The sequence below is a fragment of the Streptomyces sp. NBC_01446 genome (assembly GCF_026340095.1).
Taxonomy (GTDB): Bacteria; Actinomycetota; Actinomycetes; order Streptomycetales; family Streptomycetaceae; genus Streptomyces; species Streptomyces aureus.
Genome location: NZ_JAPEPO010000002.1, coordinates 966,717 through 993,087 on the forward strand (window position 1 = coordinate 966,717; position 26,371 = coordinate 993,087).

A 26,371-nucleotide genomic window follows, 5' to 3' on the forward strand; every position below is an offset into this window, starting at 1 on the left:
AGTCCAGATGTGACGCGCGCCACACAGGCTCTACTGGCGGGCTCGCGGCAGGCGGACGACCACGGTTCCGCGCTCCAGATCCACCGTGGTCCGGTTCGGTGGCGCCCCGTCCTCGTCGTCGTCCCGCAGGATCAGGGCCGACTGCCGCTCCTTCAGCTCACTCTGCTTGCCCGGAGAAAAGCTCGCGTGGAGCTGCTCGAACCCGGTCGCCGATATCTGCCCCTGCCGCGCGCTGTTCCGCCACGGCAGCAGCCCCGCGCGTCCAGCCCGCAGAACCAGCTGATCGGCGAAGGCCACGACGGTCAGCAGGATGGCCAGACCAGGCAGAGTCATGAAGACGACAAGTCCCATGGCGCAAAGTATCCACGGCGCCCCTTTCCAGGCCCGGGCGCCGGTTGCGGGAGACCGCCCTCGGCGCCCCCGACAGGCAGTCTGCCTGTCCGGCCCAGGTATCGCATCGCGGGGATCCCGGTAGCTTGGCCCTATGCCCTCTGCACTTGTTGTTGGTTACGACCCGGAGGCGATTCCCGGCCTCGACGCGGGAGCCCTGCGCAAGGGTCTTGACGAGGAGTTGGACCGGTTCGGCGAGCACGGCATCGATGCGGCCATGGCGCTGGTCGTGTTCGACGATTCCGCCGAGACCGTCCTCGTCGCGGCTCTGACGGAGCGCCCGTGGGACGTGGTGGTCGTAGGCGGTGGCATCCGCAAGGCGGAGCAGCTGCTGCCGCTCTTTGAAGAGATCATGAACCTGATCCGCCTCCATGCGCCCCAGGCCGCGATCGCGTTCAACACGAACGGCGGCGACAGCGTCGAGGCGGCACTTCGCCGGATGTGAGTCCGGCCGGGGCGGACGTAGCAGGCTGAGGCGAGGCGGGAAGCTACTAGGAGGCCTTCTGCAGGTTCAGGTCGCGGTTGACGGCACGGGCCGCGCGCTCGACGGTCGTGACGCCGTTCTCCATCGTGCGGTTGCCGTGGGAAAGCACGGCCATCCCGTAATCGTGACCGCCGCCGGTGAACGCGCCGACACTGTGCACGCGCCAGCCGTTGGTCGACAGCGGCAGCCAGCCGTTCTTGACGTGAACGGTCGCCGTGCCCGGCGCGCCGGCCGGCGTTCCCCAGCGCTGGTCCGGGACGACACGGTTCATCAGCCGCAGGGCATAGGCCCGGGCGCGCTCGCCGAGCACGTTGTTGTCCGAGGTCAGCAGGCGGAGGAGCTTCACCTGGTCGCCGGCCGTGATCTGGGTGCGACCCCAGGTGCCCTTCGGGCCGGGCACCGTGTCCCTCATCCCGGCCAGGTCGAGGAGGTGCTGGATGCCGGCGTGGCCGAGCTGGTGCCAGAGGGCGTTCGTGGCGGCGTTGTCCGACTTGGTGATCATGGCTGTGGTCAGGTCGACCTCGCGCGAGGTCAGGAAACGGTGCTCCTCCTGGACCTGGCGCAGCAGCGCGCCAAGGATCGTGACCTTGACCACGCTCGCCGAGTCGAAGGCCGTACTCGCCCGGAACGTGCACGAGGTGGCCGTGGTCCGGTCGTAGAGCGCGAGCGCCGAGGCCTTGCCGTGCCCGTGGAGCGCGGTGGCTATGTCGCGCTCCAGGCGGTCCGCCAGTCCGGGCTGGTCCGAGGTGCATGTCACCGGGGAGCCTTCGACACTAGTACCGGCACTGCTCGTACCGGCCGCCGTGCCCGCCTGGACAGGGACGGCGGCCGCGAAGGCGGTGAGCGCCGAGCCGGCGGCGAGGGCCGCGACCAGTCCCTGCTTCGCGCGTCGCGTCAGCGGCATGTGCGTTCCCGGCATGGAGGTTCCGTCCTGCTCTGTGTCTGCGGTCGCATCGGCAGGTGGTGCTCGCCGTCGGCGGCGAGGTCGACGTCCTGCGACACGGTCGGAGCTTCGGTCGATGCCCCACCGGGGCTTCGCGCCCGTCGGTGGGGAGGTCCGTCCGTTGCGCTCGGTGTGCGGCGCTTCCTCGCGCGCACCGGGCGCTCGGCCGTCGGATGAGCGGCCCGGATCCCGAATGACGGCGACGCTACAGGGACGGAGGAGCCGACCGGGCGAAGCGTGAGCCGATATGTCAGCTATGGGCGTTTTGGTGGCGTGTGATGTTGTTCATTGCCGGATTTGTCACCAAAGCGGCGATCGGCTCGGCGGACGGGGAGTGCGGGAAGTGCGGGGAAGGGTCATGTGGCCAGCCAGGGGCGCGGATGCCGAACCTCCACGCAGCACCCGTACGCACACGCTTGTCCGCCCTTCCCCGCCCGCATTACCGTGCAGCGGTGGATCTCTTCTCACGCTCCTGGACGGCATTGCGCACCGCCGTCGCCGAAGTCCCGGACGAGGACTTCGAGCGGCCCTCCGGCTGTACGGGCTGGCTCGTGCGGGATCTCGTGTGCCACCTGGTCATCGGAGCCCAGGACGTCCTGATCACCCTGGTCACGCCGGCGGACTCCGAACCGACCGTGGACGCGGTCACGTACTGGGGCATCGTCGAACCCCCGACCGGCGAGGACCCGCTCGACGCGCTGATCCCCCGGCTGGCCGCCGCCTACGGCGAGCCTCGGTGGCTCAAGTTCCACTTCGACGACGTCGGTTCCGCGGCGGGCCGCGCCGCCCGGCTCGCCGATCCCGCCGCCCGCGTCAGCACGCGCGAGGAGGTCCTGACCGTCGGCGACTTCCTGTCCGCGTACGTCCTCGAATGGACCTTGCACCACCTCGACCTGATCGCGCACCTGCCGTCCGCCGCTGAGCCGCCCGCCGAGACTCTCGCGGCGGTGCGCGCGACGCTGGAGAAAATCGCCGGGACTCCGTTCCCCGCCTCGTTCTCCGACACGGACGCGCTGCTGGTCGGCACCGGACGCCGCGCGCCGACCGACGCGGAGAAGGCCGCGCTGGGCGATTTCGCCGCGAGGCTCCCGCTCGCCATCGGCTGAGTGAGAGGTTGCGCGGCGGGCGCGACCGGTTCGCCGGCGCGTACCACGCCAGGCAGACACGGCCTCGCGCCAACGTGATGTCCGAATGCCGCCAGCGTTCGCTCGCACGGGCAGCGAGTATCGGTCACGCCGAGGGTGCCTGCCGGCGGCCACACGTCGTACTGTGACGCCTCGGCCGCACCCGGCGGGGCAGCACCTCGGGCCCGCCCCGTACCGCCGCGCGAGAGACGCCTGCCTTGAACCAGCTGAACCAGCACACCCCCGCCCCGGACACACTCTTCAGCGACCACGCGCCGGCCGGCGCACCGCCCCGCAGTCCGCACAGCCCAACAATCCCGGCACTCGGCGAACTCAACTGGGCTGATCTGTACGGGCAGTTGAACGACGAAGGCGTGGCCGTCACCCCGCCACTGCTCTCTCGCGAACAGTGCCAGGAGATCATCGACACGTTCGAGGAACCCGGACTGTTCCGGTCCACCGTGGTCATGCAGCGCCACCAGTTCGGCCGCGGCACGTACAAGTACTACGCCGACCCCGCCGCCGTACCGCTCGTCCAGACCCTTCGCGAGCGGCTCTACCCGCCGATGGCGTGGATGGCCAACCAGTGGGCGCCTCAACTCGGCGAGCGCACCTTCCCCGGCACGCTGGACGAGCTGATCGACGAATGCGCGGACAACGGTCAGAAGCGTCCCACTCCGCTGATCCTGCAGTACGGCAAGGGCGACTACGCCTGCCTTCACCAGGACATCTACGGCGACATCGTCTTCCCGCTGCAGATCGCCGTCATGCTCAACCAGCCCGGCGAGGACTTCACGGGCGGCGAGAACGTGTTCGTCGAGCAGCGCCCCCGCTTCCAGTCCCGCGCCATGGTGGTCAAGCCGCGGCTCGGCCAGGGAATGATCTTCCCGGTCCGCCACCGTCCGATCCGCGGCAAGAACGGGTTCCGCCGTCACCCCATGCGGCACGGCACGAACGCCGTCGAGTCCGGACACCGCAACACCCTCGGTCTCATCTTCCACAACGCCCGCTGACCGTCCGCGCCCCACCGGCCGCCACCTCTTACAACAAGGCAGCGACCTCCGTCAGCGTGATGTCCGAATCCCGCCAGACGCAACGGCACATAAGGCGCAGGGTTGGTATCAGGACACCACCGCACGAGGAGAACTGGAAGGAACAGGCCCATGACCGTCTACACGACGCTTGACAGCCCGCTGGGTGAACTGCTGCTCGTGGGCGAGGAGTCGGCCACCGCGAAGGGTGGCATCGCACTTGCCGCGCTGACCGTACCGGGCCAGAGGAACGGCGCCGTCGTTCAGGACGACTGGGCTGAGGACGCGGACGCGTTCGCCGAGATCACCGCGCAGCTGCACTCGTACTTCGACGGCATGCTCACGCACTTCGACATCGAGTACACCGGCAGCGGCTCGGAATTCCAGCAGCGGGTGTGGAAGGCGCTGGAAGCCATCCCCTACGGCAACACCCTGACCTACGGCGACGTCGCCGCGCACATCGGCGCCCCGAAGGCCGCCGTCCGCGCCGTGGGTACGGCGATCGGCGCGAATCCGCTGCTCGTCGTACGCCCCTGCCACCGCGTGATCGGCGCCAACGGGGCCCTCACCGGTTACGCGGGTGGCCTTGAGCGCAAGCGGCAGCTCCTGGACCTGGAGAGCCCTCGCCGGACCGCCTGACCGTGAGATCTCCTGAACGCCCCGACCACCACGACTCCCCCGGCTCCGACGGGCACCCGCACCGTCCGAGCCGGGGTGACACCACCATCGACCCAAGGATCCACGCCATGCTGGACACCACGCGCCTGACGGGCCCGGTCGCGGACCGCGTCGCCCACGAGGAGTGGGGCGCCCTGGCCGACGAGCTCAACACCTACGGAAACGCCCCTACCGGCCGCCTCCTCACACCCGAGGAGTGCCGACGGATCGCGGACCTTTACGACGACACCGAACGCTTCCGCACCACCGTAGACATGGCCCGCCACCGCTTCGGCTCCGGGCAGTACCGCTATTTCACCCATGAACTGCCCGACCTCGTACGCGAGTTGCGGGAGGCCTTCTACCCGCGACTGCTCCCCGTCGCCCGGGACTGGGCCGACAAACTCGGCAAGCCCGCGCCGTGGCCCGACTCACTCCACGAGTGGATCGGGATGTGCCACGCGGCCGGGCAGGACCGCTCGGCCCAGATTCTGCTGCGGTACGGGCCCGGCGACTGGAACGCGCTGCACCGCGACGTGTTCGGCGACATGCTCTTCCCGCTCCAGGTCGTCATCGGCCTCGACGCACCGGGAACCGACTTCACCGGTGGCGAGTTCCTGATGACCGAGCAGCGCGCCCGCGCACAGTCGAGGGGATCGTCCACCACCCTGCTCCAGGGCCACGGGCTGATCTTCACCACCCGCGACCGGCCCGTCGCCTCGAAGCGCGGCTGGTCCAACGCCCCCATGCGGCACGGCGTGAGTACCGTGCGCACCGGGCAGCGGCACACCCTCGGGCTCGTCTTCCACGACGCGGCATGAACCCCGACGGCCCACCAGCCTCGTTCGAGCCCGGGCGCCCATTCACACTGCTCGGCCGGAGCGGCACTCCCTATCTGAGCGCGACCCCGGGAACGCTCGGCGGGCACCGCCGCGGGCGCCTCTACGGACGTCTGGACTGCCCGTCCGCGTTGCGCGCCGTCTCCCGGGGCCACTACGTGAAGCACCGGGTGTTCTTCCCGGACGAGGCCACCGCCGTCGCGGCCGGATTCCGGCCGTGTGCGGTCTGCCTGCCCGAGGAGTACGCCTGCTGGAGAGCCGACCGAGGGAGCACCCACCAGCCATGAACAACCTCTCCGACCGGGAATCGTCCCGCTCACCCCTGATCAGTCCCGTGGATCTGGCCGCGCACGGCGACCTGCCCCGGCCCTGTCCGCACACCGATGCCGAACTCGCCGCACTCATACGCCTGTTGACGCCCCCGAAGTCGCGGATCGAGAACGTCGCCGTGGGGCACGGCCGTGACGCGGCGTCCCGTGCTGCCGCCGGCGCGTTCGTCACCGCGTGGACAGCGCGGGGCGGCAACGTGCTCACGATCGTCAACTGGCCCGAGAGCGCGGCCTCCTGGCTGCGACCGGCCACCCGGCTCACGGCTGGACTCCCCGACGCGTGGGTGGTGGCCGCGGCCCCGCTCGGCTTCGCCCAACTGGCCCGCCGCCTGCGCCACTCCACCGACTGGGACCCGTCCCGCACCTACGCGTTCGCCTCCCTCGGCGACTCACGCCTCCCGGCACTCACCGGCCCGGACACCTTGCACGGCCTGCGCGGAGCCACCGCCGACGGCGGCACATGGGAGATACGCCGCGGCTGGGTGACCACGTACGACCCCGCCGACTCGACCTCCTGACCGCACCGACAGCAGCTTCCCGCGAGACGGAAACCTCAGCACTCCGTACAATTTGGCCCCGAACGATACCCTGCCCGGAACGCGCCGCGGTGGCGCCGAAGGAGTGTGCTCGTGCCAGGCCAACGATCCATCACCGAAGCCGAGAAGCTGGCAGAGGCGAAGCTCGGTGGAATGCCGGTCCGCCATGAACAGATGGCGGTGGTGGCCAACATCTACCGGGCCGCCTCGGCCGTCCGTCAGCACCTGGAGAACTCGGTCCTGCGCGAGGCCGACCTCACCTGGACCGCGTTCGTCGTGCTCTGGGTGATCTGGGTCTGGGGTGAGTCGGAGACCCGTCATGTGGCCGAGGAGGCCGGTATCTCCAAGGGCACGCTCACCGGGGTCTCCCGCACGCTGGAGGCGCGGCACCTGGTCCGGCGTGCCGGGCACCCGAGCGACGGCAGGCTCGTGCTGCTCAGCCTCACGGACGAGGGCGAGGAACTGATGCGGCGGGTGTTCCCGAAGTTCAACGAGGAAGAGGCCTTCGTCGCCGGGCAGCTCAGCGACGAGGAGTGCCGCAGCGTCGCGGACGGGCTGCGCAGGGTGGTGCTCCAGGTCGAGGAGCACGGCGAGGAGCGCCGGCTCGCCCTCCTGGACGGCGCCGAGCCCGCCCCCCGCCGCAGCGGGCGCCGCCCCAAGGCCTGACCGGCACCACGGGAAGGGTCAGCCGTGCGCGCGCGCCACCCGGACCAGGGCGTCGAAGATGCCTTGCTGTGCGCCGTCCTCGTGTGCCGTGTCCTCCGGATGCCACTGCACGGCGGTGAACCAGGCGCGCGCTTTCGCCAGTTCGAGCGCTTCCACCGTTCCGTCGGCGGCGCGGGCGGTGACCCGTAGTCCGGAGCCGAGCCGGTCCACCCGCTGGTGGTGGTAGCAGGACGCGTCCACCTTCTCGGTCCCGGTGGCCTGTTCGAGAAGCGAGAGGCGTTCGATCGCCACCGGGTGCACGATGTGCCGGTGCTCGCGTTCGGGGCCGCCCATGTCCTGGTGCAGGGTCCCGCCGAGCGCGGTGTTGACCACCTGGAGTCCCCGGCAGATCGCCAGCAGCGGTATCGCGGCGTCCAGGGCCTGGCGGGCGAGTTCGAGGTCGAAGGCGTCCTGAGTGTCATCGACGTCGTAGACGCTGGCGTCTGCCTCGGTCGCGCCGTAGCGGTGCGGTGCGATGTCGCCGCCGCCGGGCAGCAGCAGACCGTCGAAGCGGGCCAGCCGGGCGGCCACCTCGCCGGGGTCGGCGGTGCCGCCGGGTGCGTGCGGGTGGAGGGTGACCGGTTCCCCGCCGGCGTTCCAGACCGCCTCGACCAGGGCGCGTGCGTTGACCTCTGCGGCGTATCGAAGTGCCGAGGTGGAGGCGGCGAAGCGAGCCGGTACGGCGATGAGAGGCCGGGTCGTCACAGCTGGATCCAGGTGGTCTTGAGTTCGGTGTACTTCTCGACTGCGTGGGCGGACTTGTCCCGGCCGTTGCCGGACTGCTTCATGCCGCCGAAGGGCACGGTGAGGTCGCCCTCCTCGTAGCAGTTGACCCACACCGTTCCGGCCTTGAGAGCGCGGGAGACCTGGTGAGCGGTGGACAGGTCGGAGGTCCACAGTCCGGCGGCGAGTCCGTATTCGGTGGCGTTGGCCAGCGCGACGGCCTCGTCGAGGTCGTCGAAGGTGAGGACCGACAGGACGGGGCCGAAGATCTCTTCGCGGGCGAGCCGCATCCCTGGGTGCACCTCGTCGAAGACGGTCGGCAGCAGGAAGCTGCCGCCGGTGTCGGTCAGGGTGCGGGTGCCGCCGGTGCGCAGTCGCGCCCCCTCGCTCGTGCCCGTGTCGATGTGGTCGAGCACGCGGCCGAGGTGGGCCTCGCCGACCAGGGCGCCCATCTCGGTGGCGGGGTCGAGGGGGTCTCCGACGCGCAGTTCGCCGGCCCGCCGCACGATCGCCTCGGTGACACGTTCGGCGACGGAGGTGTGGACGAGGAGGCGGGAGGGTGCGGTGCACATCTCGCCCTGGTTGAAGAAGATGCCCCAGGCGGCGGTCGCGGCCGCCTTCTCCAGGTCGGGGGCGTCGGGCAGGATGATGTTGGGTGACTTGCCGCCCAGTTCGAGCCAGACGCGCTTGAGGTTGGAGTCCGCGGCGTAGTGCAGGAAGTGGCGTCCGACAGCCGTCGACCCCGTGAAGGCGAGGACGTCGACGTCCGGGTGCAGTCCGATGGCGCGCCCGGCGGTGGGGCCGTCGCCGGTGACGACGTTCAGGACGCCGGGGGGCAGGCCCGCCTCGGTGGCCAGCCGCCCCAGTTGCAGCGCCGACAGGGGCGAGTTCTCCGAGGGCTTGAGGACGACGGTGCAGCCGGCCGCGAGCGCCGGGGCGACCTTCCAGGAGGCGATGGTCAGAGGGAAGTTCCACGGGACGACCGCGCCGACGACTCCGGCCGGCTCGCGGGTGACGAGGGCGAGTGCGTCGGGCGCGGTGTGCGGGGACTCGTCGGTGAGTTTGTCGGCCAACTGCCCGTAGAAGCGGAAGGTGTTGACGGCGGCGCGCAGCTCGATGTCGTACGCGTCCGTGATGGGTTTGCCCATCTCCAGGCTCACCGTGAGAGCGAGGCGATCGCGCCGTTCCTCCAGCAGGTCGGCCAGGCGGAGCAGTGCGCGGCCGCGGTCGGCGGGGGCGAGGCGGGGCCACGGGCCGGCGTCGAAGGCGCGGCGCGCGGCGGCCACCGCGGCGTCGACCTCGGCCACGCCACCGTCCGCGACCTGTGCGAGAACGTGTCCGTCACGGGGTGACACGGCCGCGTAGGTTGGGCCGCCGCCCGGTTCGTCGGCGCCGTCGATGTGGTGGAAGCCGGACAGGTCCAGCTCCTTGGCGCGGCTCAGCCACTCGTCGTGGGTGAGTTCCAGCATGGTGTGGCCTCCGGCTCACTGAAGGTGTTTGAGGTCAAATGAAATCGTGTCCGCGTGTCGGGGTGCGCCGGCGACATGTGTGCCGGGCGCACCCCGAGAGGGAACAGACGGAGTCAGGACGTCGCGCCGGGCCGTGCACGGACAGCCCGGGCCGCGACGGCGCTCAGTACGAGGACGGTCGGGACGCTCAGCACGAGCCAGGTCGCCGTCTCGGCCGAACCGCCGATGAGCGTCGTGAAGTTGGCCAGGATCACCCAGATCGCGCCCCCGATCCCGAGCGCGCCCAGGGCCGGGGCGATCAGCGTGTTCCAGGGGCGGGTGTCGAGGCGTTCGCGGCGGAAGAAGACGATCACGGAGACCGACGTCAGGAAGTACAGCAGCATCATCGCGAGGACTGCCACGCCGCTGAACCAGGAGAAGAGGCTCAGCACGGGGTCCTTGCCGAGCAGCGCGAACGGCACGACGAGCAGCAGCGCGAGCGCGGACTGCACGGCGCCCGCGGCCCAGGGCGAGTGGCGCCGGTTGAGCGTACAGAGCCTGCGCGGGAGAACCCCTTCGCGGCCGAGCGAGAACAGGTAGCGGTTGGCGGAGTTGTGGAAGGCGAGGATGCCGGCGAAGAGCGAGGTGGCGAGCAGGACCGGCAGGACGTCGCCCGCCCAGCCGCCGAACAGGTCCGCGACGGGCGAGAGGACGAACACCACGCCGTCGCCGCCCGCCAGCGCCTTGCCCGCGGCCGCGGTGGCGTGCGAGGCCCCGTAGGCGGAGACGAGCATCCAGGAGGTGAAGGCGAAGAAGCCGGTGACGACGGCGACGGACAGGTAAGTGGCGCGCGGAACGGTCTTCTTGGGCTCACGCGCCTCCTCTCCGTAGATCGCGGTGGCCTCGAAGCCGAACATCGACGCCACCGCGAACATCAGCGCCACCCCCGGCGCCCCTTGCAGCGCGGCCTTCGGTGAGAAACTCTCGGCGAGGCCGAGTCCTTCCGGGCCGCCGCCCTTGACCAGGGTGACCAGCGCGAAGACGAGCAGGATGCTGAACTCGGCGAGGACGAAGACCGCGAGCACCTTGGCGCCCATTTCGATGCCCGCGGCGCCGAGCACCTGGACGATCACCATCGTGACCACGGCCCAGACCCACCAGGGCGCGTCGAGGCCCGTGTACTGCGCCACAAGCCCGCTCACGATGGACCCGTAGAGCCCGTACATGGCGGCCTGGATCGTGCAGTAGGCGAAGAGTGCGACACCGGCGCTGCCGGTGCCCGTGGTCCGGCCCAGGCCCCTGCCTATGTACGTATAGAAGGCGCCCGCGTCCACGACGTGGCGGCCCATGGCGACGAAGCCGACCGAGAAGAGGAAGATCACCGCCCCGGCGACGGCGTATCCGGCCGGGGCGCCTGCGCCGTTGCCGAGGCCGACGGAGATGGGGAGGGCGCCTGCGATGCCAGTCAGCGGCGCCTGCGCGGAGAGGACGAAGAAGAGGATGCCCACGACGCCGAGGGCGTTGGACTTGAGCTTGCCTGCTGTGGGCGGGGCCTGCACGGTCTGTTGCCTTGTGACCGTCTGACTGTCCACGCGGATCACCTGCCGGGGATGAGGGAGGGGCGATTCGTTTCAGGCCAAACGAGTTGCCCCATAGTCGGATGGGACCCGTCGTTTGGCAAGGCCCTGCGGGATGGTTCCTGTCGGGCTCCGCCTGTCCCTCGAACCCGTGGGTGGCGAAGGGTCAGGCGTCTTCTTCGGAGTCGGCGCCGAGCCCGCGCAGCAGGGACCTCAGCTCCTCCAGAGCGGCGTCGGTCATCTCCGGTTCGCCCAGCACCAGTTGATGCAGGACGAGGCCGTCCAGCGCGGCGAAGACGAGCCGCATGAGCGCCGGGCTCGCCTCCTTCGGAAGCATGCGGTTCAACTCGCGCTGGGCCGCGTCGAAGTACTCGTCGTACAGGGTGCGCAGCGGCGGCAGCAGCTCCGGCCTGCGCCGGGACTCCAGCATCAGCTCGTACTGGAACGCCTGCAGGTCCGGGTTGGCGGCGACCATCTCCGACAGCCCCGCCGAGAAGTCCGCGGTCCTGCCGGTGCCGGACTCCATGGCGCTGGTGTGCAGGCTGGTGTGCACCGTGTGGGCCAGCGCCGCCTCGATGAGGGCGTCGCGGGAACCGAAGTGGTGCACGACCAGCCCGTGGGTGACACCGGCCTCCTCCGCGACGGCGCGGTAGGTCAGTTTGCGCAGGCCACCGCGGGCCACCACCCGCACGGCCGCGCTCAGGAGCGCGTCGCGGCCCGCTCCGTAGTCCAGCCGTTTGCGCGCCCCGCCACGACGGCTTCGGCTCTTCTTCTCGTCTGGCGCTTCGGCCGATTCGGTCACGTCAGGGACCCTACCTAGCCCGCGGTGGCTGCCGGCCGAATGCGCAGCACCGCGCTCGGGGCGCCGCGCCGGGCCGCTTCGGAGGCCGGGCCGGCACGGCGCCGTTCGTGAGCCGTCAGCCCCGGCGGGGCGGGCGGATGCCGCGGAACTCCCAGTCGCCGCCCAGCGCGGTGGACAGGACCTCCTCGGACTCGGTGGGCGGGGCACCCACGTCGGAGCGGATCGCGGTGGGGCCGGTGACGATGTGGTTGGTCAGCCGCCCCAGACCCTCCACCTCCACCTCGACGACGTCACCGGGCTGTACGGGACGGGAGTTGGCCGGTGTGCCGGACAGCAGCACGTCGCCGGGGTACAGCGTGATGGTGCGGGCGATGTCGGCCACGAGGTAGTGCATGTCCCACTCCATCTCCGCGGTCGAGCCGTCCTGTACCACCTCTCCGTTGACGTAGGTGCGCAGGTACTTGTCGTGGAAGTCCCAGTCGGTGACCAGGCCGGGGCCGAGCGGGCACAGGGTGTCGGAGCCCTTCACCCGCAGCATGGAGCCGGCGTCGGTGTCGCGGAAGTCGTGCAGGCCGTAGTCGTTGGCGACCGTGTAGCCCGCGATGTACTCCCCCGCGTCGGCCGGCGAGATGTTGCGCGCCGTCCTGCCGATCACGATGGCGACCTCGCCCTCGTAATTGAGCCACTTGCAGCCCTCGGGGCGCACGATCGCGCCCTTGTGGGAGTTGAGGGCCGAGGTGGGCTTGTGGAAGTACGTCGGGGTGGGCGTGAGCTCGATCCGGAACTCCTCGACGCGGCTGCGGTGGTTGAGATGGACGGCGACGACCTTCGAGGGGACGACCGGGGGAAGGTGCTGGGCATCCTCCACCTTGACGCGGCGGCCGTCGCCGGCGACCAGTTCGTCGTCCTCGCGGAGGACCTGGACGGCCGCGCCGTCCAGGAGGATGCGGCGGTACTCGGGCATGAGGGGGCTCCTAGGCGCGGCGGTGGGGGTTGTGCGGGGCAGGGTGTGCGGGCAGGCCGCTGCCGGTCCAGCCGCCGGCGGGGCGGTCGAACCAGAGGTGGACCTGGCCGGTGCCGATCGAGTTCTCGTACTCGCCGTACTGGCGCGCCCTGGCGACGCAGGCGCGCTCGCCGAGGGCACCCGCCATCATCAGGTAGTGGAAGAACTTGGCCTCGGGCTTGAACTTCCAGAACGCGTCCATCGTGTCGATGACCTTGTCGTGGCGGCCTTCCTTGAACCAGGCGATGCGTTCTTGGTCGGCCTCGCGCGCCTCGGCGGTGAAGATGTGCGCGGGGTCGCTCGATTCGTGGTCGCGCAGTTGCCGCAGCGGCCAGAAGGTGTGCGACAGGGCGCCCGAGGCGATGAGCAGGACGCGGCGGCCCGGGGTGGCGGCGATACCGTCGGCGAGCGCTCGACCGAGGCGCAGGTGGTCCTCCATGTCACCGGTCTGGCAGACGCCGACGGTGACCCACTTCTTGTCGGGCAGGCCCTCGCCGAGGAACTTCCACAGGTTGGTCGTGGCGTAGTAGATCGGCAGATACGGGTCGTCGATCGCGGTGATCCAGGTGCCGTGCTTGTCCGCGAACCCGGCTATGTTCTCGGCGAGTTCGGGGTCGCCCGGGAAGTCGTAGGGCATCCGGCACATGCCACGCGGCAGTTCTTCGGAGGTGAAGAGGCCGGCCCGGCGCTGCTGGGCGGTGACGACGAATTCGACGGTGGTGGCCCAGTGCGAGTCCAGGACGACGACGGTGTCGTAGTCCTGGGGGGCGTCCCGCTCGAAGACGTCGCGCCGCAGTTCGTTCAGGCCGGTGACGAGGGTGATCTCCTTGCCCTCGTTCAGTTCCAGGCGCGTCTCCTGCGGGAGTACGACGGTGGGCACGTGGGCGAGCAGCCCCGCCCCGACGATCTCACCCATGGTCCCGCCAGCCCTTCGGCGCCGACACGGTGTTCTTGAGGTCGCAGTAGAAGTCGAAGCTCCAGGTGCCTCCCTCGCGGCCCACTCCGGAGTGCCGCGAGCCGCCGAAGGGTGCTTGGAGGTCACGTACGAAGAAGCAGTTGACCCAGACCGTGCCGGCGACGAGCCGGTCGGTGACGCGCGCGGCGCGCCCGCGGTCGCCGGTGGCGACGGTGGCGGCGAGCCCGAATCGGGTGTCGTTGGCCAGGCGGACCGCCTCGTCCTCGTCGGTGAACGTCTGCAGGGTCAGGACGGGGCCGAAGACCTCCTCCTGCACGATCTCGGAGTCCTGGGCGACATCGGTGAGCAGAGTCGGCGCGTAGTACTGGCCTTCGCCCCGTCGACCGCCGATGACGACGCGGGCCCCCGCGGTGAGGGCACGCTGCACGAAGCCGTCGATCTTCTCCAGCTGGCGGGTGTGGATGTTGGGTCCGATGTCGGTGGTCTCGTCGCGCGGGTCTCCCTGCCGCAGGGCCGAGGCCTTCTCGGTGAAGCGTCGGGTGAACTCCTGCGCGATCGTCTCCTCGACGAGGATGCGGGTCGCGGCCAGGCACACCTGTCCGGCGTTGTCGTACTGCTCCACGGCCAGGTCGACGGCGAGGTCGAGGTCGGCGTCCGCGAAGACCAACAGCGGTGACTTCCCGCCGAGTTCGAAGCTGGCGGGCACCAGGTTGGCGGCTGCCGCAGCGGCGATGGTCTTCGCGGTGGGCACCGATCCCGTGAAGCTGATGCGGCGCACGTCGGGGTGGGAGACGAGGGCGTTGCCGGCCTCGGCGCCGTAGCCCTGCACGACGTTCAGGACCCCGGCGGGAAGTCCGGCCTCGGCGGCGATGTCGGCGAACAGGGAGGCGGTGAGGGGCGCCCACTCGGCGGGCTTGAGGATCACGGTGTTGCCCGCGGCGAGCGCCGGGGCGATCTTCCAGGTGGCGAGCATCAGCGGTGCGTTCCACGGGGTGATCAGCACGCAGGGGCCCGCCGGGTCCCAGCTGACGTGGTTGGTGTGGCCGCGGGTGTCGAAGTCTTCGTGGCCGAGGCCCACGAGCCAGTCGGCGAAGAAGCGGAAGTTGTGTGCCACGCGTGGCATCACTCCGCGCCGGTGCGAGCGCAGCAGGGCGCCGTTGTCGTGGGTCTCGACGATCGAGAGGTCCTCGATGCGCTTCTCGACGGCGTCGGCGACGGCGTGCAGGATCCGGGCCCGTTCGGCGCGCGCAGTGGCCGCCCAGCCCGGGAAGGCCGCGCGGGCCGCGGCGACGGCGGCCGACGCTTCTGCCGTCGTACCGCGGGCGATCTCGCCGAGGACGCTCCCGTCGATCGGTGAGACATCCACGAAGGTGTCGGCGGAGGCGACGCGTTCGCCGCCGATCCAGTGCCGGGTGTCGACGGTGACACCGGCCACGTTGAGGGTGTGTTCGCTCATGTCCAGTCTCCAAGTGGCATGTAGTGGGCGGGAGTCACTCAGCTCCGGAGGTGCCGGACTCGAGCAGCGTGCCGCCGTCCCACACGACGCCGACCTGCCGGTAGTAGGCGGCGATCGGCTCCCTGATCTCCAGTCGGCCCAGCTCCTCGGTGGGCGCTTCGAACAGCTCCAACTCCGCGTCACCGACCCATGCTTGACCGGCCTCGAAGGACGCGGCACCGGTCTCGATCAGCTCGTCGAGAGCCAGCCCCTTGCCCTTCTCGATGGACGGCAGCCAGCGGTGGTGGGCCATCGGGTGGCTGTTGACGAAACCGTTGGTCTCGGACGGTTCGCGCAGGGTGACGACGGCCTGCGCCAGGCGGCGGTCGGCCGCGGCGAGAGTCGCGCCGAAGCGCGCGCCGGCTTCGATCCGCGGGGCGGGACCGTAGGGGTGCGGGCGGGTCTGGTGGATGGAGCCGAGCTTCTTGGGGTAGCCCTGGTGCAGGCCGCGCGCGACGGCGAAGTCCTTGTCGACCCAGATGTACACGCAGCGCGAGTAGGTGCGCCCCTTGTACTGGCAGCGCACGACCGCGAAGGCCTCCTTGTACTGGGCGAGCACGGGGTCGAGCAGTTGGCTCCCGTCCGCGGCGCAGGACTGCCAGTCGGCCCAGATCAGCGCGACGGCGCCGGGGTCCTCCTCAGCCAACTCCAGTGGTTCAGGGAGGAGTTCACGCACCCGGGCGGGGTCGGTGCGGTACTCGACGGTGAGCAGGTCGCCGGAGTAGTGCCACGGCGGGGAGGGGATCAGCGAGGCGTCGCCGTTCGCCGTCTTGGGGTGGAAGTATCCACGGACGCTGGCCATGACTGGGGGTTCCTTACGAGATGAGGGCGGGCCGCGCGAGGAGCTGGGCGCGGTAGCGGGCGGCACCGGTGGTGGCGGCGGGGCCGCCGAGCGCGACCACCCCGACGAGCCGGTCGTCGCAGTGGTAGCCGACGAGGACGTCACCGTCCGGGTCGCCGTCCAGGACGCGCACGTCGGCGATGCCGAGGGCGGGTGCGCCGAAGGACTGCAGCCGGAACTCGTGCTGGTCGCTCCAGAAGGTGGGCAACGGTGCGAACGGCGCTGGTTGCGCCGCGCTGCCGACGAGATGGGCCAGGAGGCTCTTCGCGGCATGCTTGGCGGTGTCGGTGGGGATCGACCAGTGCTCGACGCGGCGGGGTACGCCGTCGTAGCGGGCGTTGGGGAAGCGGGCGACGTCGCCGACGGCGACGACGTTCGGGCGACCACCGACGCGCAACTGGTCGTCGGTCAGGACCCCGTCGGACAGATCCAGGCCGTTGCCGTCCAGCCATTCGGTGTTGGCGACCGAGCCGACGGACTCCACGACCACATCGGCCGGAAGCACTGTCCCGTCGGTCAGGACGACACCGGTCACCCGGTCCTCGCCCTCGAAGCCCGCGACACCCGCGCCGAGGGCGAAGCGCACGCCGCGCTCCTCGTGGCGCCGGTGCAGTGCGCGGGCCAGGACTTCGCCGAGCGGGCGGAGCATCGGCAGCGGCTCGGGGTCGACCACCGTCACCTCGCCGACGCCGAGGCCCTTGGCGGTGGCGGCGACCTCGCAGCCGATGAAGCCCGCGCCGATGACGACCACGCGAACGCCCGGCCGGGTCAGTTCCTCACGCAGGCCCCGGGCGTCGGCGAGGGTGCGCACGGTGTGCCGGCCGCTGCCCGGACCCGAGGGACCGTCGCAGCGCAGCCTGCGCGGCCGCATGCCGGTGGCGACGACCAGGCCGTCGAAGGCGAGTTCCGTACCGTCGTCGAGTCCGACGACGCGCTCGTCGAGGCGGGCGGAGGCAACGGTCGTGCCCAGCCGCCACTCGACGTCCGCCGCGCTCGCTCGGGGCGTGAACGCGAGGGACTCGAACGGCACCTTCCCGGCGAGCACGTCCTTGCTCAACGGCGGCCGGTTGTACGGCATATGGGGCTCGTCCCCGATGACCGTGATCGCGCCCGTCCAGCCGGCTGCGCGCAGCTGTTCGGCGGCGCGCAGGCCGCCCATCGAGGCACCGGCCACGACGACGCGCCCCGGACTCCGGGGGGCGTGAGCTGTCTCTGCCATCTCAGGCCTCGATCCGGATGGCCTGCAGCGGACAGACGTCGGCGGCTTCCTCGACCTCGTCGCGCAGCGCGTCGTCGGGGTCGCTGACGTAGGCGAGGCGCCCGGTGTCGTCCAGCTGGAAGACGTCGGGGGCCGAGAAGACGCACTGTCCGTGGTCCTGGCACTTGTTCATGTCGACGACGACCTTCATGGCCGGTCCTCCTGGAGGTGAGGGCGTCGGGGCGCACTGAGGGAAGTGGGGCCCGGCTCCGTGGCCGGGCCCCTGCCAAAGGGGTACGGATGGCCGCACTCCCTAACTCGTTTGGCTTCAAACAACATAGGAAGCGAACGGACCCTGGTCAAGAGCTATCCAGATGGATAAATTCTTTCCCTGCACCCCTTGCGGCGAGGGGCGGCCGTCCATACCGTTTGGCACCAAACAACGGGTGGACGCCGGTCTGGCGTCCGCACCCCGACGCCGGACCCTCGCCGGGCGGGCCACCCCGCACGGCTGCCGGCCACCACGCCCCCGTTCACATCCGCCGAGGAGACATCGGTGAGCGCTCAAGACACCTCAGAAGTCCGCACCGCCATGGACCGGCTCGCCGCCGACGGCATCGACGTGGTCCGGGTGACGTATCCCGACCTGATCGGCACCGACCGCGCCCGTGACGTCCTGCTCGACCATCTGCCCTCGGCCTGCGACCACGGCCTTGCCTTCTGCCGCGCGGTCTACCACACCACCCCGCAGGGCGACGTCGTCCCGGTCCGGGGCGGCCTCGACGCGGGCCTGCCCGACGTGACCGTACGACCCGACCTCTCCACCGCCCGCGGCCTGCCCTGGGAGCCGGGCGTCGCCTGGTGCCTGGGCGAGACGACCGACCCGGCCACCGGCTCCCCCAGCCCGGAGTCCCCGCGCGACCTGCTGCGCTCGGTGCTCGCCCGCTGCGAACAAGCGGGGCTGCGACCTGTCGTCGGCCCCGAGCTCGAGTACTTCCTGCTCGAACAGGACACGGCGGCGCCGACCGGCTGGCGCCGCTACGGACAGGGTGTCGCCGGAGTCGTCTACACCGCCGGGCTGCGCGCCGACGCCGACAACCACCTGCTGCCCACCCTGCGCAAGCTGCGCGATCTCGACATTGGCGTCATCAGCGCGAACCACGAGTTCGACGCGGGCCAGTTCGAGATCAACCTGACCCACTCAGAGGCGATGGACGCCGCCGACCGCGCCTTTCTCTTCAAGTCGGCCGTCAAGGAACTCGCCCGCAAGGAAGGGAAGTTGGCCACCTTCATGGCCAAGCCCTTCAACGACGCGGGAGGCTCCGGCTTCCACCTCCACTTCTCCGGCGAGGCCGCCGGTGACTCCGACGCCGAGGAGGGCCGCAACGTCTTCGACGACCCTTCGGGCGCCTACGGCCTGTCGGACACCGCCCGCCACGCCATCGCCGGCATCCTCACCCACGCACCCGCGCTCGCGGCCCTGCTCAACCCGACCGTGAACTCGTACAAGCGCTTCGGACCCGACACCCTCGCGCCGTGGCTGATCGACTGGGGCCTCGACAACCGCAGTGCCATGGTCCGCATCCCGCCCGAGCGCGGCTCCGGCGCCCGCCTGGAGCTCCGGCTCGGCGACGCCAGCGCCAACCCCTATCTCGCGACCGCGGCGCTGTGCGCCGCCGCACTCCTCGGCATCCAGGACGGCCAGGAGCCGCCGGCGCCCCTGCAGGGCTACGGCTACGACCCCGAGAAGTCCCAGATGCTGCCGACGACCCTGCCCGCCGCACTCGACGCCCTCGAAGCGGACGACGCGCTGACCGAGGTACTCGGCAAGGACTTCACCGAGTCCTTCCTCACCTACAAGCGCGACGAGGTCGACCGCTTCAACCACCACGTCACGGACTGGGAGTTCACCGAGTACTCCTACCACCTCTGACCGGCCGCACCACCTTCAGGAGCACCCTCATGACGAACCCGACCGACGCCATCGACCCGACCGAACCCATGCCGCTCGCCGACGTCGACCTCGCCGACCTCGACAACTTCACCGACGGCGTCACCCCCTGGCGCATGTTCCACACCCTGCGCCACGAGGACCCGGTCCACTGGCAGCCCGAAGAGGCACCCAACTCGGGCTTCTGGGCCGTCACCCGGCACGAGGACATCGCACGCGTCGACCGCGACGCCGAGACGTTCACCTCCACCAAGTTCGTCAACCTCGAAGAGGTCGACGACGACCAGATCAAGAAGCGCGCCTCGATCCTGGAACTCGACGGCGTGCGTCACCGCGCGATGCGCAGCCTGCTCCAGCGCCAGTTCGGCGCGAGCGTCATCAACAGCTACACCGACTTCCTGCGCGGGCTGACCGCCAAGACCTTGGACACGGCGCTCGCCAAGGGCAGCTTCGACTTCGTCAAGGAGGTCTCCGCCGACTTCCCCATCAACGTACTGGCCCGCCTCCTGGACGTGCCACCGGAGGACAACCAGCAGCTCATCGACTGGGGCAACCGGATCATCGGCAACACCGACCCCGACTACGCGGACGTGCTCCTCGGCAGCGAGGAGAGCGAGAAGTACCGCGACCTGCCGTTCCGCTCCCCCGCCTCCCTCGAAGTCTTCGAGTACGGACGCGAGTTGGCCCGTCAGCGACGCGGCGGACACGGCACCGACCTGGTCTCCAAGCTCGTCAACGAGACCCCCCGCGACGGAATCCCGCTGTCCGGACAGGACTTCGACAACTACTTCCTGCTCCTCGTGGTCGCCGGCAACGAGACCACCCGCCACACCATCACGCACTCCATGCTGGCACTGCTCCAGCACCCCGAGCAGCTGGCCCGCCTCCAGGAGGACCCCTCCCTGATCCCGACGGCGGTCGAGGAGTTCCTGCGCTGGGCGTCCCCCGTCTACCACTTCCGCCGCACCGCGACCCGCGACGTCGAACTCGGCGGAAAGCAGGTCAAGGAGGGCGACAAGGTCGTCATGTGGTACGCCTCCGGCAACCGTGACGAGAAGGTCTTCGGCAACCCGTACGACTTCGACGTCGCCCGCGTGGACAACGACCACGTCACCTTCGGCAAGGGAAGCCCGCACCTGTGCCTGGGCAACCTCCTAGCCCGCACCGAGATCCGCATCATGTTCGAGGAGCTGATCCCGCGCCTGGCCGGCATCCGCCTCACGGGCGAGGTCCCACGCGTCCGCTCCAACTTCGTCAACGGAATCAAGAAACTCCCCATGGAAGTCACGCTCGCCTGACACGTTCTCCCGACTGCCAGCCGCCGCAGAGACGCTGCGCGAGATCGGTCAGCTCGCGCAGCCACAACACCCGCCGCCTCACAAACCCCTGTCGGCCGCGTAGCGCTTCGTGCCAGAATCCGCGCATGTCGGTTCGATATCCGCGCCCCCTGCGTCCCGGTGACCGTATCGGTGTCACCTCTCCGTCGAGCGGTGTCTCGAAGGAGATGAGTGCGCGCCTGCGGGTCGCTGTCCGTGAGGTCCAGGACCGTGGGTACGAGGTGGTGGTCGGTCGGTGCATGGACGGGTCCCGGCACGTCAGTGCCTCGGCCGCCGATCGTGCGGGCGAGTTGATGGCGATGCTGACCGATCCCACCATCAGGGCGGTCGTCCCGCCGTGGGGCGGGGAGACGGCGATCGATCTGATCCCGCTGCTCGACTGGGACCGGCTGCGCGACACCGAGCCCACCTGGTTCGTCGGGTTCTCCGACACCTCGACGCTCATCACACCGCTGACCCTGCTCACCGGCACCGCGACCGTCCACGGCAACAACCTCATGGACACGCCCTATCGCGTACCCGAGGGACTGCTGACGTGGCTCGACATCGTCGCCGCTCCCCCGGGCCACCGCTTCACGCAGACTCCGCCCGGCCGGCACCGTTCCGGCGGCTTCGACGACTTCGCCGTCTTCCCGGACATCCGCGAGTACACGCTGAACGCCCAGGGCACCTGGACCCGGCTCGACGGCAGCGGTGACGTGGAGGCCGAGGGGCGGCTGATCGGGGGCTGCATCGAGACGCTGTGCGATCTCGCGGGCACCCCCTACCTCGACGCCTCGGCCTTCGCCCGGGACGAGGCCCCCGACGGACTCCTCATCTACGTCGAGGCGGGCGAGGACAATGCCTTCACCATCTGCCGGAACCTGCACGGCATAAAGCTCGCCGGTTTCTTCGACCACGCGAACGCGATCCTCGTCGGCCGGACCAGCGCACCGGACCGCCGCACCCTCACCCAGCACGAAGCCGTGCTCGACGCACTCGGCTCCCTGAACGTGCCGATCGTCGCCGACGTGGAATGCGGCCACGTCCCGCCCTATATGCCCATCGTCAACGGCGCGCTCGGCCGCATCGTTCACACGTCGACCCGAAGCGAACTCACGCAGACATTGGCCTGACGACGTCGGCGGGAGGGACCGGCCCATCGGCCCAGAGCCCTCCCGCCTGAAGAACCGCCCGCTCACCCGTCAGGCGATGTGCCGGATCCGGCGCACGGCGAGGAAGACCAGGAGCGCCGCCAGAGCGAGGAAGATGCCCGTCTCGATGCCCGTCTTGCCGTGATCCATACGCGGGCCGGAGCACTCTTCACGCGCTGCATACATCTCGGCAGGAGGCCATGCTCACCAGCCACCGCTACGACGGTCACGACGCACTGGCCGCCGCCGGCTCCACGGCACCGGGCGAGCGCTCCCCCGACTCTCAGGCGCCCTTCGCCGGGCGGGTGATGTCCAGCGCCGCACCCGTCTGATCGGCGAGCGTCACGGCGACGAGGCGGGCCTGGAGCGACGGGACGGGTCCCGGTCCGGGCGTGAGCATGTAGCGGCCGAGATACTGGCCGTTGCCGTACGCGCGCAGTTCGATCTCGCCGTCGGGCCAGCCTCCGCTGTCGACGTCCCAGCGCCTGCGGCCGGCCACCACGGTCCCGTCCTGCTCCAGTCGCGGCGGCCGCCCCAGGAGGGTGCCGTACTCGAATCGGCAGCCGCGCAGTCCGAGCAGTTCGGTCAGCTGCTCGCGCACATGGCCGACGACCGCGTCCGCGGAGGTGGTGGACTGGGCGAGGTCGGCAGTCCCGTGGATGCGCGCGAGGTACTCCGCGTCCGTCACCGTGACCACCTTCAGCCGGCGCGCGCGGGCCGCGAGCTGCGACACGATCAACCCGACGACCAGGAGCAGCACCGCCGTCTCGACGTCACCGGAGTCGGTGATGCTGAACCGCTGGTACGGGCGGGTGAGGAAGAAGTCGAACCAGGCCGCCGCCGACAGCGCCGCGACGGCGCCCGCGACACGACTGCCGACGGCCGCCACGGCGACGACCACCACGACCAGGATCAGGGCGGCGTTGGTGGCCGAGAGGTCCGAGCGGAAGGGCACCAGCACGAGCGCGACGAGGAAGGGGCCGACGAGGCCCGCGGCCAGTGCGATCCGGTCCCGCACGGGGTAGCCGGTCAGCGGATTGCCGGTCATACGCGTCGCCTCCAGCTCTCGGGCACCGCCCCCAGATCTAGGTATCACGGGGGTGCTCCGCCCGCCCCGCGAAGCGCGGGGCCAGCCGCGTGACCTGCCTCCCTTTCAAGTGTGCTGCGTGGCGTGAACACCGTCCATCGCCCGGTCGGGACCCCCGCCGGTTGCGCTCCGTCGCCGTGCCGATCCTCCGGCCGGTGGTGACAATGGGCGGCACGGACGAGCGGCGCCGTTCCTCTCAGCGCGGAGCCGGGCATGGGCCTGGGTCTCGCGAGCTGTGGACGTCGGCCCGGGTGTCCGTGTGAGGGCCGGGACCCCGGGCTGGGCAGCACGTCAGGAGTACACCGATGGCCACCACCCACGGGGCCGCCCGTACGAGTCGCCTGCGCGCGTGGATGCTCGAGGGCCTCTCCGACATGGCGAAGACCCCGCAGCAGGGGGCGGCCGCCGAGCCGGAGCCGTCCCACAAGGGGCAGCCCTGGTGGCGGGTCATGTGTCTGACCGGCGTCGACTACTTCTCCACCCTCGGCTACCAGCCCGGCATCGCGGCTCTCGCGGCCGGTCTGCTGTCGCCGGTGGCCACCATCGTGCTGGTGATCGTCACTCTCGTGGGTGCGCTGCCGGTGTACCGCCGGGTCGCCGAGGAGAGCCCGCACGGCGAGGGCTCGATCGCGATGCTGGAGCGGCTGCTGTCCTTCTGGAAGGGCAAGCTGTTCGTCCTCACCCTGCTCGGCTTCGCCGCGACCGACTTCCTCATCACCATCACCCTGTCGGCGGCGGACGCCTCCACCCACCTCGTGGAGAACCCCCATCTGACGGACACCCTGCACAACAAGCAGATGGTCATCACCCTCGTACTCGTGGCCCTGCTCGGCGCGGTGTTCCTCAAGGGGTTCCTGGAGGCGATCGGCGTCGCCGTCGTCCTCGTCGGCATCTACCTCTCGCTCAACGTCGTGGTGGTGGTGACCGGCCTCTGGCACGTGATCACGAAGGAGCATGTGATCACCGACTGGTCGACGGCGCTCACCGCCGAACACGGCAACGCGTTCGCCATGATCGGGGTCGCCCTGCTGGTCTTCCCCAAGCTCGCGCTCGGCCTCTCCGGCTTCGAGACCGGCGTGGCGGTGATGCCCCATGTGAAGGGCGACCCCACCGACACCGAGGAGCGGCCGACGGGCCGCATCCGGGGCGCCAAGAAACTGCTGACCACGGCCGCCGCGATCATGAGCGTGTTCCTCGTCTGCACCAGCTTCATCACCACACTGCTCATCCCGGAGAAGGAGTTCAAGTCCGGCGGCCAGGCCAACGGCCGGGCGCTCGCGTATCTGGCGCACGAGTACCTGGGCAGCGCCTTCGGCACGGTCTACGACATCTCCACCATCGCGATCCTGTGGTTCGCGGGCGCCTCCGCGATGGCCGGGCTCCTCAACCTGATGCCCCGCTACCTGCCGCGGTACGGCATGGCGCCGCACTGGGCCCGCGCCGTACGTCCGATGGTGATCGTCTTCACTCTGATCGCGTTCCTGGTGACCTGGATCTTCAACGCCGACGTCGACGCGCAGGGCGGTGCCTACGCGACCGGTGTCCTCGTCCTGATCTGCTCCGCCGCGATCGCCGTCACCATCGCCGCGCGCAAGGCCGGGCAGCGCAACTGGACCATCGGCTTCGCCATCATCTCGGCGGTGTTCCTCTACACGACGGTCGTCAACGTCATCGAGCGCCCGGACGGCGTGAAGATCGGTGCCTGCTTCATCGCCGGCATCATCCTCGTCTCGCTTCTCTCCCGGCTGGCCCGCGCCTTCGAACTGCGCGTCACCCACGTCACGTTCGACGCCATGGCCGAGCGTTTCGTGCGCGACATCGCCAGCCGCAGGATCAGGTTCATCGCGAACGAGCCCGACAACCGCGACATCGCCGAATACCGCGAGAAGATCGACCAGGTCCGCCACGACAACGACGTCCCGGCGCAGGAGGACTTCGTCTTCGTCGAGGTCACGGTGCTCGACCCGTCGGAATTCGAGGGGGATCTGAACGTACGCGGCGAGGTGTTGCACAACCGCTACCGGGTCCTCACCCTGGAGGGCTCCTCCATCCCCAACGCCCTGGCCGCCCTGCTCCTGCACATCCGCGACACCACCGGCCGGGTTCCCCACATCTACTTCGAGTGGACCGAAGGCAATCCCCTCGCCAACTTCCTGCGCTTCTTCCTCTTCGGCCAGGGCGAGGTGGCACCCGTCACCCGCGAGGTCCTGCGGGAGGCCGAACCCGACCCGGCCCGCCGGCCCCACGTCCATGTGGGCTGAACGCCGCCGAGGACGTCGGGCCCGCCCACACTCAACTCACCTCCGGATAGCCGTAGCCGGCCCAGTTCTCGATCACCCGCTGCCGCACGTCATCCGGGAACGAGTTCGCGAACGACGCCGTGACGCCGGCGGCGCGGCCCTCGAACTGCCCGGGCAGCAGACAGCTCATGACGGACTTGCCGCCCCTGCCCGTGCGCACCTCTTCCTCGGTGAGGTACGGGACCATCGGGATACCCGGCGCCTGCGGGTAGACGTACTCGCCCGTGCCGGGGTGGTAGCGGGTGGCGATGGCCCACACCAGCTGGTCGACGTCGGTGATGTCGATGTCGTCCGCGACGAGCACCACCTTGGGCACCAGCCATCCCGTGTGCGAGCCGAAGAGAACCCCGGCCACGGCGTCCGCCAGCTCCTTCTCCCCCATCCCTGTCTCCGCCAGGCGCCGCGTGTCGACGGAGACGGCGATCCAGCAGGTCGCGGCCTCGTACGAGCACCAGGCCATGGACACCGGCAGGCCGGCGCAACGCAGGACATCGAGGGACGTGGCCGAGATCATCGTGCCCCAGATGGTGTGGTTCTCCTCCGGGGGCAGACCCGCCACGCAGACGGGAAGGACGGCCTCGTTCCGGTGGGTCACCGCCTCGACGTGGAAGACGGGCTGCGGCTTGCTGCCGGTGAAGGAGTAGCCGTGGTACTCCCCCATCGGCCCTTCGGGCGCGGTCTCTTCGTGGCTGATCCAGCCCTCCAGGACGATCTCGGCGTTGGCCGGTACGTAAAGGCCGTTGGTCTCGGTACGGACCACCTCCACGGGACTGCCGGTCAGCGCGCCGACGTAGCCGTCCTCGTCGACTCCGGCGGGCAGCGGCATGCCCGCGGCGGCGAGCGCGGCGGGCGGGGCACCGAGCACCATCGCCCAGGGGGTGGGCTCGCCCTTCTCCCGCCACATCTGGTGGATCATTCCGATGTGCTGCTGCGGCATGGCCGGGCCGACCAGGGTGTCGCGGGTGTTGAGCATGGTGCGGGCGACCGACCAGCTCGTCCACTCCCCGTCGGGCGTGCGCACCACGTGGAAGCCGTACGTGCCGAGGTAGCGGCCGCCGTCCTGTTCGTGCAGCAGCGGGACCGGGAAACGGCGGAGGTCGACGTCGCTTCCGCGCGCCACGTTCTCCTTGCAGGGGCCGGTTTCCACGACGCGTGGGGCGACGGGTTCGGCGTGCAGGGCGGAGACGAGGTGTTCCAGCAGGGCGCGGGGTGCTGTGTCGCGCGGCAGCCCGAAGTGCGTGGCGATCCGGCCGTGGGCGCCATCCTTGAGAGGGCTCAGGCCGGCGGGCGCTCCGAGGATCCTGAATCCCGCGTCCCCCTCGGTGAGGTTGCCGAACAGCGGGGCTGCGCTGCGGGTTTCGTAGACGCGACGGGTGATGGCACCGGCTTCGAGAGTGGGGCTGACCGGCTCCTGGATGTCGACCGCGTCTCCCGAGTCGAGCAACTCCTGAACGAAATCACGGAAGTTGAGCGCACTGCCGTGTTGAGTCATGGCACATCCCTTTCTGTATACGCGAATTCG

Annotated in this window: 26 protein-coding genes; 12 read left to right on the forward strand and 14 right to left on the reverse strand. The window is 70.2% G+C overall.

Annotated elements, in window-relative coordinates:
- Window positions 1-30: 30 nt before the first annotated feature.
- Window positions 31-351 carry a DUF6191 domain-containing protein gene (locus tag OG456_RS42110; protein WP_266570354.1) on the reverse strand — a complete coding sequence of 107 codons (321 nt, stop codon included), beginning with the start codon at window positions 349-351 and terminating at the stop codon, window positions 31-33.
- 133 nt (window positions 352-484) lie between these two features.
- Between OG456_RS42110 and OG456_RS42115 the strand changes: the two genes are divergently transcribed.
- Window positions 485-835 (forward strand): hypothetical protein, encoded by a 351-nt coding sequence (locus tag OG456_RS42115; RefSeq protein WP_266570356.1) that lies wholly within the window; start codon window positions 485-487, stop codon window positions 833-835.
- Between the two features lie 46 nt (window positions 836-881).
- Here the strand turns inward: OG456_RS42115 and OG456_RS42120 are convergent, their stop codons facing one another.
- Window positions 882-1,793, reverse strand: a complete 912-nt coding sequence (locus OG456_RS42120; RefSeq protein ID WP_266570357.1) for a serine hydrolase — start codon at window positions 1,791-1,793, stop codon at window positions 882-884.
- A gap of 476 nt (window positions 1,794-2,269) precedes the next feature.
- Here OG456_RS42120 and OG456_RS42125 point away from each other — a divergent pair, with 476 nt between their 5' ends.
- From OG456_RS42125 to OG456_RS42155, 7 genes are all read left to right on the forward strand, one after another.
- A complete protein-coding gene (locus OG456_RS42125; RefSeq protein WP_266570358.1) occupies window positions 2,270-2,923 on the forward strand; it encodes a maleylpyruvate isomerase N-terminal domain-containing protein in 654 nt (217 codons plus the stop codon).
- A 236-nt stretch (window positions 2,924-3,159) separates the two neighbouring features.
- Window positions 3,160-3,954, forward strand: a complete 795-nt coding sequence (locus OG456_RS42130) for a 2OG-Fe(II) oxygenase (RefSeq protein ID WP_266570359.1) — start codon at window positions 3,160-3,162, stop codon at window positions 3,952-3,954.
- A 150-nt stretch (window positions 3,955-4,104) separates the two neighbouring features.
- Window positions 4,105-4,611 (forward strand): methylated-DNA--[protein]-cysteine S-methyltransferase, encoded by a 507-nt coding sequence (locus OG456_RS42135; RefSeq protein ID WP_266570360.1) that lies wholly within the window; start codon window positions 4,105-4,107, stop codon window positions 4,609-4,611.
- 107 nt (window positions 4,612-4,718) lie between these two features.
- Window positions 4,719-5,450 (forward strand): 2OG-Fe(II) oxygenase, encoded by a 732-nt coding sequence (locus OG456_RS42140; RefSeq protein ID WP_266570361.1) that lies wholly within the window; start codon window positions 4,719-4,721, stop codon window positions 5,448-5,450.
- Complete coding sequence (locus OG456_RS42145) at window positions 5,447-5,755, forward strand: Ada metal-binding domain-containing protein (RefSeq protein WP_266570362.1); 309 nt, start codon at window positions 5,447-5,449, stop codon at window positions 5,753-5,755. Before OG456_RS42140 ends, OG456_RS42145 begins: the two co-directional genes overlap by 4 nt.
- Window positions 5,752-6,315, forward strand: a complete 564-nt coding sequence (locus tag OG456_RS42150) for a hypothetical protein (RefSeq protein WP_266570363.1) — start codon at window positions 5,752-5,754, stop codon at window positions 6,313-6,315. The genes OG456_RS42145 and OG456_RS42150 overlap by 4 nt, the downstream gene beginning before the upstream one ends.
- Window positions 6,316-6,426: 111 nt before the next feature.
- The gene (locus OG456_RS42155) at window positions 6,427-6,999 is read left to right on the forward strand and encodes a MarR family winged helix-turn-helix transcriptional regulator (protein ID WP_266570364.1); all 573 of its coding nucleotides are present in this window, start codon (window positions 6,427-6,429) and stop codon (window positions 6,997-6,999) included.
- An 18-nt stretch (window positions 7,000-7,017) separates the two neighbouring features.
- Here OG456_RS42155 and OG456_RS42160 read toward each other — a convergent pair whose 3' ends face one another.
- The 10 genes from OG456_RS42160 to OG456_RS42205 form a co-directional block, all read right to left on the reverse strand.
- A complete protein-coding gene (locus OG456_RS42160; protein WP_266570365.1) occupies window positions 7,018-7,743 on the reverse strand; it encodes a gamma-glutamyl-gamma-aminobutyrate hydrolase family protein in 726 nt (241 codons plus the stop codon).
- On the reverse strand, window positions 7,740-9,230 hold the full coding sequence (locus tag OG456_RS42165) for an aldehyde dehydrogenase (RefSeq protein WP_266570366.1): 1,491 nt from the start codon (window positions 9,228-9,230) through the stop codon (window positions 7,740-7,742). The genes OG456_RS42160 and OG456_RS42165 overlap by 4 nt, the downstream gene beginning before the upstream one ends.
- 113 nt (window positions 9,231-9,343) lie before the next feature.
- Entirely contained in the window at window positions 9,344-10,801 is a 1,458-nt protein-coding gene (locus tag OG456_RS42170; protein WP_266570367.1) for an APC family permease, read from the reverse strand.
- A gap of 151 nt (window positions 10,802-10,952) precedes the next feature.
- Complete coding sequence (locus OG456_RS42175; protein WP_266570368.1) at window positions 10,953-11,588, reverse strand: TetR/AcrR family transcriptional regulator; 636 nt, start codon at window positions 11,586-11,588, stop codon at window positions 10,953-10,955.
- Window positions 11,589-11,703: 115 nt separating this feature from the next.
- Window positions 11,704-12,552, reverse strand: a complete 849-nt coding sequence (locus OG456_RS42180; protein WP_266570370.1) for a fumarylacetoacetate hydrolase family protein — start codon at window positions 12,550-12,552, stop codon at window positions 11,704-11,706.
- 10 nt (window positions 12,553-12,562) lie between these two features.
- Complete coding sequence (locus OG456_RS42185; protein WP_266570371.1) at window positions 12,563-13,507, reverse strand: 3,4-dihydroxyphenylacetate 2,3-dioxygenase; 945 nt, start codon at window positions 13,505-13,507, stop codon at window positions 12,563-12,565.
- Window positions 13,500-14,963, reverse strand: a complete 1,464-nt coding sequence (locus OG456_RS42190) for an aldehyde dehydrogenase (protein WP_266570372.1) — start codon at window positions 14,961-14,963, stop codon at window positions 13,500-13,502. Before OG456_RS42190 ends, OG456_RS42185 begins: the two co-directional genes overlap by 8 nt.
- Window positions 14,964-14,997: 34 nt before the next feature.
- Complete coding sequence (locus tag OG456_RS42195) at window positions 14,998-15,804, reverse strand: acetoacetate decarboxylase family protein (RefSeq protein WP_266570373.1); 807 nt, start codon at window positions 15,802-15,804, stop codon at window positions 14,998-15,000.
- A 13-nt stretch (window positions 15,805-15,817) separates the two neighbouring features.
- Entirely contained in the window at window positions 15,818-17,062 is a 1,245-nt protein-coding gene (locus OG456_RS42200; protein WP_266570374.1) for an NAD(P)/FAD-dependent oxidoreductase, read from the reverse strand.
- Between the two features lies 1 nt (window position 17,063).
- Entirely contained in the window at window positions 17,064-17,252 is a 189-nt protein-coding gene (locus OG456_RS42205) for a ferredoxin (protein WP_100593447.1), read from the reverse strand.
- 345 nt (window positions 17,253-17,597) lie between these two features.
- Between OG456_RS42205 and OG456_RS42210 the strand changes: the two genes are divergently transcribed.
- The 3 genes from OG456_RS42210 to OG456_RS42220 all read left to right on the forward strand — a co-directional run bounded on the left by OG456_RS42210 (window position 17,598) and on the right by OG456_RS42220 (window position 21,444).
- On the forward strand, window positions 17,598-18,974 hold the full coding sequence (locus OG456_RS42210) for a glutamine synthetase family protein (RefSeq protein ID WP_266570375.1): 1,377 nt from the start codon (window positions 17,598-17,600) through the stop codon (window positions 18,972-18,974).
- 29 nt (window positions 18,975-19,003) lie between these two features.
- Window positions 19,004-20,290, forward strand: coding sequence for a cytochrome P450 (locus tag OG456_RS42215; RefSeq protein ID WP_266570376.1), 1,287 nt, complete (start codon window positions 19,004-19,006; stop codon window positions 20,288-20,290).
- Window positions 20,291-20,415: 125 nt separating this feature from the next.
- The gene (locus OG456_RS42220) at window positions 20,416-21,444 is read left to right on the forward strand and encodes a S66 peptidase family protein (protein ID WP_266570377.1); all 1,029 of its coding nucleotides are present in this window, start codon (window positions 20,416-20,418) and stop codon (window positions 21,442-21,444) included.
- A gap of 301 nt (window positions 21,445-21,745) precedes the next feature.
- Here OG456_RS42220 and OG456_RS42225 read toward each other — a convergent pair whose 3' ends face one another.
- Window positions 21,746-22,510: a DUF4118 domain-containing protein gene (locus tag OG456_RS42225; protein ID WP_266570378.1), complete on the reverse strand. Its 765-nt coding sequence runs from the start codon at window positions 22,508-22,510 to the stop codon at window positions 21,746-21,748.
- 344 nt (window positions 22,511-22,854) lie between these two features.
- Here OG456_RS42225 and OG456_RS42230 point away from each other — a divergent pair, with 344 nt between their 5' ends.
- Window positions 22,855-24,810, forward strand: a complete 1,956-nt coding sequence (locus OG456_RS42230; RefSeq protein ID WP_266570379.1) for an amino acid transporter — start codon at window positions 22,855-22,857, stop codon at window positions 24,808-24,810.
- 31 nt (window positions 24,811-24,841) lie between these two features.
- Here the strand turns inward: OG456_RS42230 and OG456_RS42235 are convergent, their stop codons facing one another.
- A complete protein-coding gene (locus OG456_RS42235) occupies window positions 24,842-26,341 on the reverse strand; it encodes a UbiD family decarboxylase (RefSeq protein ID WP_266570380.1) in 1,500 nt (499 codons plus the stop codon).
- Between the last annotated feature and the right edge of the window lie 30 nt (window positions 26,342-26,371).

Excerpts from the sequence above, each read along its gene's own strand:
- OG456_RS42110 (WP_266570354.1), bottom strand. The coding sequence starts at position 351 with ATGGGACTTGTCGTCTTCATGACTCTGCCTGGTCTGGCCATCCTGCTG.
- OG456_RS42115 (WP_266570356.1), top strand. The coding sequence starts at position 485 with ATGCCCTCTGCACTTGTTGTTGGTTACGACCCGGAGGCGATTCCCGGC.
- OG456_RS42120 (WP_266570357.1), bottom strand. The coding sequence starts at position 1,793 with ATGCCGGGAACGCACATGCCGCTGACGCGACGCGCGAAGCAGGGACTG.
- OG456_RS42135 (WP_266570360.1), top strand. The coding sequence starts at position 4,105 with ATGACCGTCTACACGACGCTTGACAGCCCGCTGGGTGAACTGCTGCTC.
- OG456_RS42140 (WP_266570361.1), top strand. The coding sequence starts at position 4,719 with ATGCTGGACACCACGCGCCTGACGGGCCCGGTCGCGGACCGCGTCGCC.
- OG456_RS42145 (WP_266570362.1), top strand. The coding sequence starts at position 5,447 with ATGAACCCCGACGGCCCACCAGCCTCGTTCGAGCCCGGGCGCCCATTC.
- OG456_RS42150 (WP_266570363.1), top strand. The coding sequence starts at position 5,752 with ATGAACAACCTCTCCGACCGGGAATCGTCCCGCTCACCCCTGATCAGT.
- OG456_RS42165 (WP_266570366.1), bottom strand. The coding sequence starts at position 9,230 with ATGCTGGAACTCACCCACGACGAGTGGCTGAGCCGCGCCAAGGAGCTG.
- OG456_RS42180 (WP_266570370.1), bottom strand. The coding sequence starts at position 12,552 with ATGCCCGAGTACCGCCGCATCCTCCTGGACGGCGCGGCCGTCCAGGTC.
- OG456_RS42185 (WP_266570371.1), bottom strand. The coding sequence starts at position 13,507 with ATGGGTGAGATCGTCGGGGCGGGGCTGCTCGCCCACGTGCCCACCGTC.
- OG456_RS42190 (WP_266570372.1), bottom strand. The coding sequence starts at position 14,963 with ATGAGCGAACACACCCTCAACGTGGCCGGTGTCACCGTCGACACCCGG.
- OG456_RS42195 (WP_266570373.1), bottom strand. The coding sequence starts at position 15,804 with ATGGCCAGCGTCCGTGGATACTTCCACCCCAAGACGGCGAACGGCGAC.
- OG456_RS42200 (WP_266570374.1), bottom strand. The coding sequence starts at position 17,062 with ATGGCAGAGACAGCTCACGCCCCCCGGAGTCCGGGGCGCGTCGTCGTG.
- OG456_RS42205 (WP_100593447.1), bottom strand. The coding sequence starts at position 17,252 with ATGAAGGTCGTCGTCGACATGAACAAGTGCCAGGACCACGGACAGTGC.
- OG456_RS42215 (WP_266570376.1), top strand. The coding sequence starts at position 19,004 with ATGACGAACCCGACCGACGCCATCGACCCGACCGAACCCATGCCGCTC.
- OG456_RS42220 (WP_266570377.1), top strand. The coding sequence starts at position 20,416 with ATGTCGGTTCGATATCCGCGCCCCCTGCGTCCCGGTGACCGTATCGGT.
- OG456_RS42225 (WP_266570378.1), bottom strand. The coding sequence starts at position 22,510 with ATGACCGGCAATCCGCTGACCGGCTACCCCGTGCGGGACCGGATCGCA.
- OG456_RS42230 (WP_266570379.1), top strand. The coding sequence starts at position 22,855 with ATGGCCACCACCCACGGGGCCGCCCGTACGAGTCGCCTGCGCGCGTGG.
- OG456_RS42235 (WP_266570380.1), bottom strand. The coding sequence starts at position 26,341 with ATGACTCAACACGGCAGTGCGCTCAACTTCCGTGATTTCGTTCAGGAG.